This is a genomic window from Paraburkholderia sp. RL17-373-BIF-A, from assembly GCF_046030175.1.
In the GTDB taxonomy this organism is placed as follows: domain Bacteria; phylum Pseudomonadota; class Gammaproteobacteria; order Burkholderiales; family Burkholderiaceae; genus Paraburkholderia.
Map to the genome: position 1 here is coordinate 56,898 of NZ_JARESO010000024.1, position 13,471 is coordinate 70,368.

12 protein-coding genes and 2 pseudogenes are annotated in these 13,471 nt (G+C 58.5%); 9 read left to right on the forward strand and 5 right to left on the reverse strand.

Translation table 11 applies throughout. The annotated features are described in order from the left end of the window. The first annotated feature begins 36 nt into the window (after nt 1-36). Nucleotides 37-855 carry a dienelactone hydrolase family protein gene (locus P0D80_RS27075; protein ID WP_408287917.1) on the forward strand — a complete coding sequence of 273 codons (819 nt, stop codon included), beginning with the start codon at nt 37-39 and terminating at the stop codon, nt 853-855. A gap of 523 nt (nt 856-1,378) precedes the next feature. On the opposite strand, the pseudogene P0D80_RS27080 reads toward P0D80_RS27075, so the two are convergent. Then, nucleotides 1,379-1,587, reverse strand: a pseudogene (locus tag P0D80_RS27080) (DJ-1/PfpI family protein); the annotation flags it as partial. Nucleotides 1,588-1,656: 69 nt separating this feature from the next. Between P0D80_RS27080 and P0D80_RS27085 the strand changes: the two are divergent. The 3 genes from P0D80_RS27085 (at nt 1,657) to P0D80_RS27095 (ending at nt 4,255) form a co-directional block, all read left to right on the forward strand. Next, a complete protein-coding gene (locus tag P0D80_RS27085) occupies nt 1,657-1,812 on the forward strand; it encodes a catalase-related domain-containing protein (protein WP_408181624.1) in 156 nt (51 codons plus the stop codon). Nucleotides 1,813-2,227: 415 nt separating this feature from the next. Beyond that, nucleotides 2,228-3,046, forward strand: coding sequence for a formate/nitrite transporter family protein (locus P0D80_RS27090; protein WP_408181623.1), 819 nt, complete (start codon nt 2,228-2,230; stop codon nt 3,044-3,046). A gap of 69 nt (nt 3,047-3,115) precedes the next feature. After that, nucleotides 3,116-4,255 carry a LysR family transcriptional regulator gene (locus P0D80_RS27095; RefSeq protein ID WP_408287922.1) on the forward strand — a complete coding sequence of 380 codons (1,140 nt, stop codon included), beginning with the start codon at nt 3,116-3,118 and terminating at the stop codon, nt 4,253-4,255. Here P0D80_RS27095 and P0D80_RS27100 read toward each other — a convergent pair. Continuing rightward, nucleotides 4,142-5,446, reverse strand: coding sequence for an Nramp family divalent metal transporter (locus P0D80_RS27100; RefSeq protein WP_408181620.1), 1,305 nt, complete (start codon nt 5,444-5,446; stop codon nt 4,142-4,144). The two genes, P0D80_RS27095 and P0D80_RS27100, sit on opposite strands and share 114 nt — an antisense overlap. Nucleotides 5,447-5,612: 166 nt before the next feature. Beyond that, on the reverse strand, nt 5,613-6,869 hold the full coding sequence (locus tag P0D80_RS27105; RefSeq protein ID WP_408181618.1) for a cupin domain-containing protein: 1,257 nt from the start codon (nt 6,867-6,869) through the stop codon (nt 5,613-5,615). A gap of 324 nt (nt 6,870-7,193) precedes the next feature. Between P0D80_RS27105 and tatA the strand changes: the two genes are divergently transcribed. From tatA to P0D80_RS27130, 5 genes and pseudogenes are all read left to right on the forward strand, one after another. Then, entirely contained in the window at nt 7,194-7,421 is a 228-nt protein-coding gene (gene tatA / locus P0D80_RS27110; protein WP_408181617.1) for a Sec-independent protein translocase subunit TatA, read from the forward strand. Nucleotides 7,422-7,466: 45 nt separating this feature from the next. After that, complete coding sequence (tatB, locus tag P0D80_RS27115; RefSeq protein ID WP_408287932.1) at nt 7,467-8,063, forward strand: Sec-independent protein translocase protein TatB; 597 nt, start codon at nt 7,467-7,469, stop codon at nt 8,061-8,063. Nucleotides 8,064-8,303: 240 nt separating this feature from the next. Then, nucleotides 8,304-9,034 (forward strand): annotated as a pseudogene (locus tag P0D80_RS27120) (IS6 family transposase). Between the two features lie 163 nt (nt 9,035-9,197). After that, on the forward strand, nt 9,198-9,470 hold the full coding sequence (locus P0D80_RS27125; protein WP_132382040.1) for a hypothetical protein: 273 nt from the start codon (nt 9,198-9,200) through the stop codon (nt 9,468-9,470). Between the two features lie 846 nt (nt 9,471-10,316). After that, nucleotides 10,317-11,279 carry an AraC-like ligand-binding domain-containing protein gene (locus tag P0D80_RS27130; protein ID WP_408181614.1) on the forward strand — a complete coding sequence of 321 codons (963 nt, stop codon included), beginning with the start codon at nt 10,317-10,319 and terminating at the stop codon, nt 11,277-11,279. Nucleotides 11,280-11,342: 63 nt separating this feature from the next. Here P0D80_RS27130 and P0D80_RS27135 read toward each other — a convergent pair whose 3' ends face one another. Continuing rightward, on the reverse strand, nt 11,343-12,764 hold the full coding sequence (locus P0D80_RS27135; protein WP_408181613.1) for an amidase: 1,422 nt from the start codon (nt 12,762-12,764) through the stop codon (nt 11,343-11,345). 379 nt (nt 12,765-13,143) lie between these two features. Continuing rightward, nucleotides 13,144-13,335: a GTP-binding protein gene (locus tag P0D80_RS27140; protein ID WP_408181611.1), complete on the reverse strand. Its 192-nt coding sequence runs from the start codon at nt 13,333-13,335 to the stop codon at nt 13,144-13,146. Nucleotides 13,336-13,471: the final 136 nt, after the last annotated feature.

The window sequence follows — 13,471 nt, forward strand, 5'->3', positions numbered from 1 at the left end:
CTACCTTGTCGTTCCCACACTCAAGAGGAATCAGCCATGCAACCGAGAAATCTTAACGAATACGATCCTTTAAAGGACTTCCAGCCGCGAAAAATCACGCTACTGGACGACATCACCAAACTTGTCCATATTTCTGGCAAGGGCCCCGCAGTGATCGTGATCCCTGAAGTTCCGGGTATCAGCCCACATGTTGCGCGATTTGCCCGGTGGGTTCGAGATGCAGGCTTCACGGTCTACATGCCCTCTCTATACGGCAGGGATGGCGAACCTATCGACCTCGAAGTCGGACAGGCGATATTCAAGCGCCTATGCGTGAGCGCGGAATTCCGTGCATTCGGTGCTGGCGGTTCTAGTCCAGTTACAAAGTGGTTGAGGGCTTTGGCCAAGCTTGCCCACGAAGAATGCGGTGGTCCAGGTGTCGGCGCAATCGGAATGTGCTTTTCGGGAAACTTTGCTTTGTCGATGATGCTCGAACCGGCGATGCTCGCACCAGTGCTCTCGCAACCCGCGCTGCCACTTGACGACGACGCCGGACTGGAGATAGCTCCAGAAGAGCTGAAAGTAGTCAAGGCACGACTTGAAAAAGAAGATCTCACAGTTATGGCGTATCGCTTCGAAGGCGATCGCTTTTGTAAGTCCCAGAGATTCGCTGCATATGAAGAAGCGCTTGGAGATCGATTTATCGGGCGAGTGCTGCCCGACAGCGCTGCCAACAGAGACGTGCCCGAGTTCTTTGAAAAGGTAGTGCAAACACCCCACAACGTCGTCACTGTACATCTCATAGATCAAGAGGGGCAGCCGACGACAAAGGCGCGGGACGAAATTCTTGACTTTTTCAGGGCTCGACTCTCTTGAAGAAACCTTTGTGCGCCAGATTGCGCGACTGCTCTCCTGCGGTACGCTCGTCTGCTTCAAGTAATGGAGTCCTAATCGTAAGATCCCGGGCTTCGACTTTCGTCGCCCGGGATCTCCAGCGCGTCATGTGTGCGCGGGGGTAACTTCGAAGGCGCAGTGCTGCACAAGGCCGATCGCGTAAAAGCGCGTCTTTGGGAATCTAATCTAAGTGTGCGATCTACGGGAGGCAATGCTCTACGGTGGTATGCGTATCTGCCTCGCGTGCCGACCGAACTGCCGCAGCGTGCACCCAGATACCGATATCAGCAACCTGCTGCGATTCAACTTCGCGAAGCGGAACGATGTATCCGCGTCGGTTTGATCCAAGTGAAAATCACTCAATAGTTCGCCGCGGTTCGCGTTACTTCGCGCTTGCACTGGTGGATCGGCCCGAGCCGATCAAAGCTCCCCATTTCGGGGAGTTTTTTTCTCTCGTTCTCTGTGTGCATTACCGCACACACCGGGGCACCTACAGGCTGACACCGTACAGCGCGTCTTCGTCGATCGTAAGCGATGGATGCGCTCCGGCCGAAGCCTCGGAGGCGGCCCAATGAATCGTCACATGACGTCCGTCAAGCAGACCGTTGACGCGAGTATAAAGGCGCCCGTGCAGATGGAGCCGTATCGTCGGCTGCGAGTGGCAGTCGAGCGTAACCACGCCACAATGTCGGAGGGAAACGTGATCTGTCCAGCGGCATGCCGTCGTATTGGCCTAACAGCAATGCGGTCTGGACGGGTCAGCCGCAACTCAACGAACCGCCGTTGGAAATTGACGGCGCGGCGGCTCATTGGGACCATCGGGTCGATGACGATCACTACAAGCAGCCAGGCGATCTCTTCCGCAAGATGAATGCGGCCCAGCGCCAGACGCTCTTCGACAACACGGCGCGGGCGATGGGCGATGCAGGGATGAAGTGAGGCAGCGCCACAACGACAACTGCACCAGGGCCGATCCGGAGTATGGCGCGGGTGTCGCAGCTTCGCTTGCGCGCTTCGCCGTCGGAACGTTGTAGGACATACCACCAAGTCGATCTGGATTGCATCTTAAAGCGACAGTGCATGGCGCTGCCTGTAAGAAGTTTGTCGCTTTGCGTGCTCCCGGATTCGCTGAAGTGCTGCGTGGCGTCCCGCTCGTACGGGGCTCGGGGCGGGACCATCGGTGCTGACACGCCGGTGTACTCGTGTGACCGCATGGCTAGCGTGAAGATAACACACTTGTAATCGCAGTGTCATGGGGCCGCCAGAGTGAGCGGCCGAGAATGGGGTACCCGGTGAGCGTGAAGCTTCCGGATAGCTACTCGATCCGGACGCGACTTATTTTTGTGGAGTAGTGATGTACGCAGATAGTATCGATAAATTCGCGAAGATCGGCGCGCACAAAGCGTCGGCTGTCGTGCGCTCGCCGCTTGCCTTTCTGATTGGCGCGGCGATGGCTGGTGCCTACATTGGCTTTGGCGACATCCTTATGTTTTCGGTCGGCTCGCATGTCAATCAGGCCTATACGCACTTGATCATGGGTGCAGTATTCGCCTGCGCGCTGACGATCGTTGTGTTCGCCGGTTCCGATCTGTTCACCGGCACGGCGATGTACATGCCGTTTGCGGTATTCCGCGGAGAAACCGGGGTCGGTGGCATGGTACTAGTGTGGGCGGTGTGCTGGATCGGCAATCTGATCGGCGCGGTGGTGCTCGCGGCGATTCTACACGCGGCCGGCGGGGGCGTGCTGTTGACTGACGGTTCGGAGGTGTTCTTCAAGGTGGTTGAAGCGAAGATGGCCGCCCCGGCGGTTCAGCTGTTCGCAAAGGGCCTCCTGTGCAACTGGCTCGTGTGCCTGGCGATCTGGATGGCAGCCCGGACCGATAGTGACGCGGCCAAGCTCGGGTTGATCTTCTGGCCCGTATTCGCGTTCGTTGCAAGCGGCTTCGAGCACAGCGTCGCGAACATGTTCGTGTTCGCGCTTGCGCTGATCAGCGAGCACCCGGCCAACATCACATTCGCCGGTGCCGTACACAACGAACTCTCCGTCACCCTGGGCAATCTCGCCGGCGGTGGGATTTTCATGGGTCTTGGCTATTGGCTCCAGGAAGGCGGCATTGGCCATGCGTCGAATGCACGCATTCCGGCTGCGGGCAACCGCGCCCGCACGAACTGATAACGCCTGAAACCTCCCGGATTTCTAATGGGCGTTTTTACGGTCCTGAAAGGAGACGCGCGGTCTTACATGAGAAATATAACGATTCGACAACTCAAGACTTTCGAAAGTGTGGCGCGCAACTTGAGTTTTTCCCGCGCGGCTGAGGACCTTCACCTGACCCAGCCGGCCGTGTCGATGCAGATCAAGCAGATGGAGGACCAGACTGGCTTGCCGCTGTTCCGCCACACCGGTAAGCGGATCTCGCTGACCGAAGCCGGCACGCTGATTCTACGTCATTGCCGGGTGATTCTTGCAGATCTGAAGACTGCCGAGCAATCACTGGCGGACCTCATGACAGGCGGCATCCAGCGTCTGCGAGTCGGATTGATCACCTCGGGCAGCTACTTCTTTCCGCATCTGATCAACTCGTTCATGCAACGCAACACCAGCGTCGATCTCGACATGACAGTGCGCAGTCGCGATCAACTCATCACCTTGCTGCGAAGCGACCAGATCGACCTCGCCGTGATGGTGCACGCGCCGGATGGCCCTGCCATCATAGCCGAGCCGTTTGCACCCAATCCCTTCGTGCTGGTGGCGGCACCGACACATCCGCTTGCTTGTGAAACCGACATCCCATATGCGCGCATCGCGCTCGAATGCCTGATCGTAAGGGAGAGTGGTACCGACACCCGCAACGCCGCCAACGACACATTCTGCCGACGCGAATCGGCACCGCGTTTTATGGAAATCGGCTGCGAAGAAGCGATCAAACAGTCGGTCATGGCCGGCATGGGCATCAGCTTTCTATCAACACAAGCGGTTCAGTCCGAAGTGCGCGCCGGTTTGCTCAAAGTGCTCGACGTGCAGGGTTTTCCGCTTAGACGCCAATGGTGTGTGGTCCATCGCGCGGACCGCCCCTTACCGCGGGCGGCGGACGACTTCCGGCAGTTTCTTCTTACCGAGGGCGGTACACGGCTTGAAGATTTCACGGGTATTGAGAGTGTGCATACGGGCATCGTTCTTCAGCGGCCTGACCACGCCGCTCTAGAAACAAGGACGACTGCCGCCAGTAGCGCCAGCCACGAAGTCGCGCTTCGCACTCGCGCGCTGTTACGCGACGACCGACTGCCAGACGAGCATCACGTTCAGGGCCAGAATCACGCCAGTGGCGAAGACGGCAGTGCCGATCAGCTTCCGGCACGCAGTGAATCGACCCATCACTGAGCGCCGCGATGACAGCACCACGAGCGCAATAAGCGGGACGGGCAGGATGATGCTGAGCACGATCTGGCTATCCACCATTGCGGTCATTGGATTGCACGTCATGCAGACAATGACGGCCGGCACCATCGTAATGAAGCGTCGTGCCAGCACCGGCGTCTTGAATCCGACAAAGCCCTGCATGATGTTTTGACCGGCCATCGTTCCCACCACCGAGCTGGAGATACCCGAAGCCAGCAGTGAAATGAGGAACAGTGCTGCCGCTCCGGCGCCAAGAACAGGTGTGAGCGTGTGATACGCCACCGTGATGTCGGAAATGCCTGGTGTCTTCTTGTTGAACACGGAAGCGGACATGGCCACCATTGCCAGGTTCACGAAGCCGGCAAAGCCCAGGGCGATCACCACTTCACGGTTCGAAAACCGCACCAGCTTGCGGCGCTGGTAGTTGTTACGAGCCGGTGCGCGGTTCTGCGTCAGACCCGAGTGCAGATAAATCGCGTGCGGCATGATGGTCGCGCCGACGATACCAACCGCGAGCATCAGGGCGTCGTTGCCCCGCAGATGCGGCACGAAGGTGTGAAAGATGGCGGCGTGCCAGTTTGGTGGTGCGATCACGAGCTCGCATAGATAGCTCAGACCGATGATGGCGATGAGCGCGGCAATGACGATTTCGAGCGGGCGGAAACCCTTTCTATCGAGCGACAGAATGCCGATAGTGATGATGCCGGTAATCAGCAGTCCCCACCCGATCGCCACATGAAACAGCAGCGAGATGCCCATCGCCGCCCCCATGAACTCTGCCAGATCGGTTGCCATCGCGGCAATCTCCGAACCGATCCACATCCCGATCACAAGCGGACGCGGAAATTCGTCGCGACATAGTTCCGCGAGACTACGGCCGGTCACAATACCGAGTTTGGCTGACATCGCCTGAAACAGCATCGCCACAAGGCTTGACAGCAGCACCACCCAAAGCAGCTCATAACCGTAGGTCGAGCCCGCCTGGATGTTGGTCGCGAAGTTGCCCGGGTCCATGTAGCCGACCGAGGCGATCACCCCAGGGCCGGCGAATGGCAGCAGCGCACGGATGCCATGTCGCCTGTTGTCGAGGACATCGCGCATCGCCGTGACGGTGTCGGTCGTTGATCTCCCGGACAGGGCGTAGTTAGCGGTGCGTTTAATTGCCATCAACATGGTGGGGGCCTTTTCAAAGTGCTACGTGGTGTCGATACGAGATGACTGCTTCTGCCCCGCAATCACGGGGGAACAGAATTGAATCCGGATTGGGGCGCCGTGAGTCCGCTTCAGATCGACCCTGCGTGCACGCGGCGCGCCACTGTCACCGCAGAACTGCTTGCGCTTACGCGAGCACGTCGCGACGGTCCTTCAGCTTGTGGATAACGTCGAGCGTGGCGTCATCGACGCGCAGGTGCTCACGCACCAGCTGGCGCGGCGTGTTCGCCAGCCACTGTGCCAGAGTCACTTCGGAGAAGTGGTCCGACTTGAAGATTTCCAGAAAAACGAGGTCGGTATTCCCGGTATTCTTGATGTAGTGCCCCAGGTTCTTCTCGACGTAGCCCACGTCGCCCGGATTGAAGTCGACCGTCTGAGCGGCCGGGCCCGTGTTAAACACCGTCATGCGGCCGGTACCCTGGATGAAGTACTGCCATTCATCCGCATCAGGGTGCCAGTGCATCTCGCGCAAACCGCCCGGACGGAGCGTCACCATCGCGGCCGCCACGGTCTTCGAAACCGGGAAGATACTGCTGTCGACGATGCGCACTTCACCGCCCGGCTGGGCCAGCGTCGGCGCCATGGAGCCCATGCGGAAGATGAACGGATGGTCTGGGCGGCCGTTCGGCGCCGCGGCGTAGGCCTGGTCGGCCGCGAGCGGACCGGCCTTGGCGCCCTGGTAAATCCACAGCTGCTCGAGCGGGATTTCCTTGAACTTCTCGGCCGGCACGCCGAAGTTCTGCGCCAGGATTTCCGGTGGCGTGTGCGCCATCCAGTCCGACACCATCAGCGTGTTGAATTCGCCCGATGAACCGTTGTCGAAAGCCAGCACGAATTCGCCGCCGTTGTTGCCCAAGCCTTGCAGCGAATGCGGCAGACCCGGCGGGAAGTACCAGATGTCGCCGGTTTGTACATCGGCGACTTCAGCGCGACCCTTGGTGTCGATAGTCGTGATACGAACCTCGCCGCTGACCATGATCGCCCACTCGGCCTGTTGGTGCCAGTGCAGTTCGCGCACACCGCCGGGTCCGAGGCGCATGTTCACGCCCGCGATGTCCTTCGACACCGGAAACGCCTTCGTTGTCACTTCGCGTGCCCAGCCACCCGCCTGTATGCGCTTGTGCGCCTCATTGAAGGATGCCCATGGAATCGGCATTCCGCCGACATCCGTCGGCGGCGGGTTGTTGAACGACGGCAAAACATCGCGCAGTTGTGGATTCTGCGGGCCGGGCTCGGAAATCGCAGCGGGCGTCGAGTTGATACCTCCCTGCAAAGGACGGTCCGGGTTGCCGAATTCGGCTGCCTTGGCGGCGGCCGTTGCACCGAGTGCCACGGCACCTGCGGCCGCACCGGCTAGTACACTGCGACGTTTCAGGTCAGTCATGGTTGCTCTCTCATAAGTATTCCTATTGAAGAATCCACGGTGGTCAGGATGAACTCCTGTACGACACAGATGTGGGCACGATCCGGTCTGGCTTGTGCTGCAGTGAGTCGTCGCTCAATCTGGAGGGCTCCCTGCAGAATCGGAAGATCGCCATCCGCTCCGTGCGACGAATATTAGAAACGTGCGGCGCAAATGAACAATCAAGATTTCTTTGAAAAAACCATAAGAGCATCTGATACACGCCACATGCAAATGGCACTACGATGAGCGCAAGACGTGGGATTGATTGCTGTTAAGTCCATTACATATGAAAGGAGTTTGATCTTGGGTAGCCTTAGCATTACGCACTGGCTGATCGTTCTGGCAATCGTTGCGCTAGTTTTCGGCACGAAGAAGATCCGCAATCTCGGCTCGGACCTCGGCGGAGCGATCAAGGGTTTCAAGGAAGGCATGCAGGAAATCGAACCGGTTATCGCAGACGGCCCCGGGAAGGAGGCGCCGGTGGCCGCCCACATCGACGTGCGGGATCCCCCTGCCGTCTCGCAACAATGACCCGTGCATTGATTGAATTCGCAACAGTCTGGAGGAGCAGTTGCCATGTTTGACATCGACATTTCCAAAATGGCCGTCATCGGCACGGTCGCACTGGTTGTGCTCGGTCCGGAACGACTTCCCCGTGTCGCGCGCACTGCCGGCGCGTTACTGGGGCGCGCGCAACGTTACCTGAATGGCGTGCGGGCGGAAGTAGATCAGCAGATCCGGATCGACGAATTGCGCAAGATGAAGGAAGGTATAGAACTGGCGGTGACCAATGTGCAGGGTACTGTCGACCGTGCCGTGCGCCAACATGCTGGTGAACTGCAAGCTGGCGTCGATGCGACGGCGGCAAGCTTGAAAGAAGTGTTGCCAACCGCCTACCTGCCCTCCGTCCACGACGGTACGGACGATTTGCAGGCGGAACTATTCAAGGTTCGACCCGCGAAGTTGCCGATGTCGGGGCAGTTCGAAGCCTCAATTCACGCGCCTCGCCCGGATGCTGTTTCGTCCATGGCACCAGCATTTTCTAGCCAGCAAGCGCGGGCGAGGTGGCGCGGTTCGGCATCAGGCGGTCGAGGCGCCGCTGTCAAGCGCACCCGAGTTGTCTCGATGGCCGCCAGCAAGGCGCTGGGACGGAATGGTGGACGCCTCGCGTGAAGCTCTTTGGCTAGTTATGCAGCCTCTCAAGCACTGATATAGGCTCCCTATAAGTCGCGGCACTAGATGCACGCAGGGGCGGATTCAACCGGTGGATGCAATAGTTTGCTGGATCGCTCGGCTGGCGTTTCGTAGTCCAGGTACTTTCTCAACGCGGGTAGGAGGGCTCTGGTGCAAATACGGAGGCCGATGGGTTAGGCTCAGGGTTTTGACGCACGCAGGGCAAACAGAATGAGTAAGCTGAGGAACATTGACAAGCTGTTCGAAGGTCGGCACTTCGATCGCGAAGTCATCGTCTTGTGCGTTCGTTGGTACCTGCGCTAACAGCTGAGCCTGCGCGATCTGGTCGAGATGATGTCCGAGCGTGGCCTTTCTCTGGCGCACACGACGATCATGCGCTGGGTCAAGCGGTTCACGCCGGAGTTCGTCAAGCGCTGGAACCGTTTTGCTACGGCAGCCGGCCGGTCGTGGCGAGTCGACGAAACTTAGGTGAAGATCCGTGGCAAGTGGGTTTATCTTTACCGAGCGGTTGACCGGGCCGGCAAGACGGTTGACTTCCGGCTCAGCGCCAGGCGCGATGTCGCTGCTGCCAGAGCCTTTTTTCGCGAAAGCGATCAGGAGTCAAGGGCTCGCTCCCAAGACAATCACGCTGGACGGCTACGCGGCGTCGCATCGCGCAGTGCGCGAAATGACGATCGATAAATTGCGGCCTGAAAGCACAACGTTGCGATCGTCGAAGTACTTGAATAACCTGATCGAACAGGATCATCGCAACCTCAAAGCGCGGCTGAACGTGATGCTCGGCTTTAAACGCTTCAGGACTGCGGCAACCTCCATTTCCGGCAGCAACCTCCATTTCCGGCATCGAGTTGATGCATCGCATTCGCAAAGGCCAATTCAAGCTGATGAAGCTGCACCTCAAAGATACCACTGCGCCCTCAGTGTGGACGGCGGTCCTTTCAGCTCGCTGAGATGACGAACAGCCGGGTGGCCTCGCGCTCGCCTGCGCTATTTGCACCACAACCCCCCGACGAACCAAGGCGCCTGCTCTCTCAGGCACTTTGCTTTTCAGCGCCAGGTCGCGGAACGCCTCATTTGCGCTAGACTGGCTTAAGCAACCGGAGGGAGACCTGGATGATACGCAAGACGCTCAATGCCTCGCAGCTTCAGCAGGAGGTCAACCGACGAATCCATCGACTGCAGGAAATCGTCGAGGATGGCGTGAAGATTCGTGTGCCGCGGCCGCAGATGCAGGAGCCTGACAAGACAGGCTGCAACTGGAACATGACCCACTTCGGCAACGCGGTCGGCTTCGAGCGCGACATCGAGGGCGTGCTCAAGGCTGTGCGTGCGGAATACAACCTTAGTACCGAAGTGAAAGACACCGGCAACCCGTTTGGGGACTAACTGGCTGTTGAAATACCATTTCATCAATGCATGCTATCCGGAAACCACAACCCGGACTGCTCTTAGAACTTTTGCTATCAGACGCTGCGACCGACGTCGAGGTCGTTACGCGAGAACTCGGCCTGATAAACGAGATGTTCCAACGGCTTCGACGTGCACTCGCCAGGGTCGCTTGCGCGCAATCGCTTTTGGCATCAATGAGGGATGGGGACCGCGGAGATGAGCGACGACGAGACGGCGGAGTGCGCCGGGGCGGGAAGCGACAGATGTGGATGTGACAGTTGGCGATACGGGTCGCTGTGGAAATGGCTGGCAAGGGCGTGGCCGGACGAGTATCCGGCTGGGGCGGTGAGGGGTTCCCTAAAATTTTAGAAACGTAACCTTCGAAGGACTCCCTCAGTTGAAAGAATGTTACTCCGGAGCATTGACGGGAAGCTTGTTGCTGAACCTTTCCATCCCGTGCCATTCAAGCATTCCTGCTTGCCATTGCGTCCTCGTTTGTCTGCGAGAAGAGCGGCGCTGCCATCACCCGACGGGCGGAGTCCACGAACGGACCCACCTCGTACCGGCGTGACGGCGGGAAGAGCCCCTACTTGCTAAGGAGACTCTTTTTCAGGGTTCCAGAGAACCTCCTTACACCCAATCAAACTCCTAATCCTTGCGCGCTGATATTTGGCGTTCTATGGTCGGCGAATGCTGATAGTTCCACCGCATAAAACGCAGGAGAATGACGCAGTGCAACAAACACTGGGCACACACGCCCATTGCCTTGCCGGCTCCGAGGCGACTTACCTTTCCGAGACTGGCTGCAAGGACCATCGCTAACGTGCCGCTATCGGAACTGCAATGCAATATTTGTTCTCAACATCTTCAGTCGCGGCTCCTGAACGTTTCGACTACTGGCGGGACGTGGTTTGCAGTCACTGCATTCCCGCGACGAGCGACTCGCAATTTAGAGCTCAATTCGACGCTGAGATTATCGGCCGCTCACTCGGCGCCCTGGATGTGGCAAAGATGACCGGCCCGGAACACGAATGGGTTCGGGATTTCACTAATATCCGGTCCGGTCCTGAAAACAATCTCTGGCTTTCCTTTCTCGAGAATGGCATCGGCTACCTGGAGCAAAACGGCCGACGGGTTGTCCAAAACGCGGGTGACGTGCTGCTGTACGATGCAGCGCGCCCATTCAGTTACACCATTTCGCCAGAGTCCTTCTTCATCGTCAGAATCCCGCGCGATTTGCTCCTTCGTCGCACCGCGAGCGCCGAGCACGTAGTCGCCACCTCGTTAGGACCTGGCACGGGATTCAGAGCCGTACTCGGCGCGATGATTAAGGAGGCGTGCGAATCGCGGGAACTCAGCCAGTCGACGCATGCTGGGTCGCGGATTGCTGGCGCAATACTGGACCTCGTAAGTGCAATCATCGACATCCACTCCGGGGAAGCGCCTGTCACGTCCTCGCAAGCCGCCTTGTATCGAAAAGCGCTCGCGTTCATTGAAGACAACATCGAGTACGCAGGCCTCGACGTCGATTACATTGCTTCGTCAATGCACGTTTCAACGCGAACATTGGCGCGTGCATTCGCGGGACAGGCTACGACTCCCATGAAGTCCATCTGGCAAAAGCGGCTCGCGGCGAGCTACTGTGCACTTCGGGAAGGCTCGGTCAAAAATGTTACGGACGCCGCGATGACGTTTGGCTTTTGTGACGTATCCCACTTCAGCCGCTCGTTCAAAAAGAGCTACGGCGTTACGCCTCAGAGCGTATTGCTTCGGAACAGGGAGCCGGTTGACTGTTCCGAAGGCTGAATAGCGTGTGCGGACACCACGTACAGCAACGCCGCATCTCGTTGATGACGCGGCGTTTTCTTTTCAATAAGAAGCCAGGTTGGGGCTCTTCGTATGAAAGTCAGTTGCGGACTGGAACGCATGACCCACAGAGAACAGTTTCGACTCTGAGAAGGGCGCACCAATAATCTGCATGCCGACCGGCAGTCCGCTGGAATCGAATCCACATGGCACGTTGAGAGAGGGAAGGCCCGTCAGGCTCGGTACTCCCGTGAACTGCATGATTGCCGAGAGCATATCCTCTTCCACCCCGTTCTCAATCACGACGGTTGTCGCGCCCAAGGCTGTGGCGGTAAAAGGCAACGTTGGACACACGAAGACGTCGACCTCCTTGAATGCCTCGATGAATTCCGCGCGCAGCACCGACCTGTAGCGCTGTGCCTGAAGATAGTGCGTGGCTAGAAGCATCTCCCCGACCTCTAACAACGTCCGTACGTCATCGCCGTAGTCGCCCGGCCTTTCACGTAACGATTTCTGGTGATAGGTGCTCGGCTCGGCAGATTCGATGGTGAGCTGCGCGGAGATATTGCCTTCGATGTGATTGATGTCGACTTCGACGAGCTGGGCGCCTAGACCTTCGAACGTCCGCAGCGCCTGTTCTACGGCCCGCTTCACGTCGGCCTGAAGGTGAGAGAAGAAGTAGCGAGGCACCACGCCGATTCGCAGCCCCCTGACACCCGAATTCAGTCGGGAAAGATAGTCATCCACAGGGACCGGCGCGGTGGCCGGGTCGGTTGGGTCGGGGCCCGCAATCGCGTTGAACATCAACGCACAATCCTCGACGGTTCGAGTCATTGGCCCCGCGGTGTCCATGGACCATGCGAGAGGGACAATCCCGGAGTTGCTGACTCTTCCGTAGGTGGGTCGCAGGCCGACCACCCCGTTAATCGCTGACGGTAGTCGGATGGAACCGCCCGTGTCTGTGCCCAGTGCGCCAAAGCACAGGCCTGCGGCCACGGCAGCGCCTGAACCACCGCTCGACCCGGCGGGAAATTTGCTGGTATCCCAAGGATTGCGGACGTGACCGTAGTGGGGATTTGCGGAAGTGCCACCCCAAGCGAATTCGTGCATGTTCGTTTTTCCAACGAACACCGACCCAGCCTGTTTAAGCTTCGCTATTACCGTCGCGTCTTTGTCGGGATACCAATTTCCTAACACCTTGCTGCCGGCGGTAGTCCTCTGCCCCTGGATGCCTACGTTGTCCTTGATTCCCAACGGGATGCCATGGAGCGGTCCGAGGTCATAGCCAGCGGACAACAACAGTTCGGCAGCGGTCGCCGCCTTTTTCGCCGTTTCTTCGGTGACGGAAATGAATGCACGCAAGGTGCTGTTATGTCGCTCGATTTCTTGAAGCGATGCGTTCAACAGGTCTGTCGGGCTGACTTCGCCGCTTCGAACAAGCTTAGCGGCGGTTGCAATCGATAACCTGGCGAGTTCACTGCTCATGCGACACCTCACCATGAACCACCGTCTGGAGGAAGCCCGTGATTGGTGACACCTGCGCGAACTCAAGCGCACTCAACTTCGCCGACAAGGCATTTGCGTCCTTCAACCACACCTCGAGAACCTGTCTAATTGCTGCTACGCGACCGTCTTCGAGTGGCAGATTTGAGTGTTCAGCTGTGGTCCTGACCAGCTGCTCCACACTCGAGTTGGGCATCATATTTCTCCTTCGTTGACGACGTCCTGAGCGTACCTTGCCGAATTGCCAATAGCTTGTGCGAGCGCGCCATCGTGATGGAACAGCAAAGTCACGGCATTGCGCCGGCTGCCAACAGGTGAGGTCTTTTGTGGGGAGCATGGGCAGAAAGAACCCCCGCGATTATCAGCATCGATGCCTGACCCGTTCCTGCAGCGCCGGTGTCAGTGCGGATTGAACGAGGCAGCTCCCGAGCGCCTCTTTGAGTTCCGGCGCGCGCGAGCGACGCCCGATGAAGACCATGCGGGAGACGCGCTCCTGCTGATTCCAAGGCTGCCCCGCATCTGGGCGCACCACCATATGAACGCCTTGAAGCACGACTTTTCTCTCAAAGCTAGCATATGAAAGCGCAGTGGTAACGCATCACGTCGGCGCGGTGCGTCTGAAATTGGTGCCGTTCCAGGCCGGATTCTGCTTTCAAGGGTGTGAACAAGGACGTCCCACGCCTCCGGGT

Bases quoted from the DNA above. Each gene is read 5' to 3' on its own strand.
- P0D80_RS27075 (WP_408287917.1), top strand. From the start codon at position 37: ATGCAACCGAGAAATCTTAACGAATACGATCCTTTAAAGGACTTCCAG.
- P0D80_RS27095 (WP_408287922.1), top strand. From the start codon at position 3,116: ATGAGAAATATAACGATTCGACAACTCAAGACTTTCGAAAGTGTGGCG.
- P0D80_RS27100 (WP_408181620.1), bottom strand. From the start codon at position 5,446: ATGTTGATGGCAATTAAACGCACCGCTAACTACGCCCTGTCCGGGAGA.
- P0D80_RS27090 (WP_408181623.1), top strand. From the start codon at position 2,228: ATGTACGCAGATAGTATCGATAAATTCGCGAAGATCGGCGCGCACAAA.
- P0D80_RS27135 (WP_408181613.1), bottom strand. From the start codon at position 12,764: ATGAGCAGTGAACTCGCCAGGTTATCGATTGCAACCGCCGCTAAGCTT.
- tatB (WP_408287932.1), top strand. From the start codon at position 7,467: ATGTTTGACATCGACATTTCCAAAATGGCCGTCATCGGCACGGTCGCA.
- P0D80_RS27105 (WP_408181618.1), bottom strand. From the start codon at position 6,869: ATGACTGACCTGAAACGTCGCAGTGTACTAGCCGGTGCGGCCGCAGGT.
- P0D80_RS27130 (WP_408181614.1), top strand. From the start codon at position 10,317: ATGCAATATTTGTTCTCAACATCTTCAGTCGCGGCTCCTGAACGTTTC.
- P0D80_RS27125 (WP_132382040.1), top strand. From the start codon at position 9,198: ATGATACGCAAGACGCTCAATGCCTCGCAGCTTCAGCAGGAGGTCAAC.